Raw genomic sequence first — 293 nt, forward strand, 5'->3', positions numbered from 1 at the left:
GAAAGTCGGCGTGCAGCGCGCGATGTGCGGCCGCAGCCCTCACCCGGCGCTGCGCGCCACCCTCTCCCGCTGATGCGGGCGAGGGTTGGAAGGCGTTGGCCTCACGGTGCTGTGGTGGGTGAGGGGCGGCACGGCGTCGGGCCTGCTGTGTGTTGGTGGGCAAGGATTAAATGGCGCACTGTCCGTTGCGCTGCATCGGGCGAAGGTCAGCTCCCCTCTCCCGCATCAGCGGGAGAGGGGCCGGGGGTGAGGGCGAAAGTCGGCGTGCAGCGCGCGATGTGCGGCCGCAGCCC

It is taken from the genome of Methyloversatilis sp. XJ19-13 (genome assembly GCF_024580155.1).
Classification (GTDB): domain Bacteria; phylum Pseudomonadota; class Gammaproteobacteria; order Burkholderiales; family Rhodocyclaceae; genus Methyloversatilis.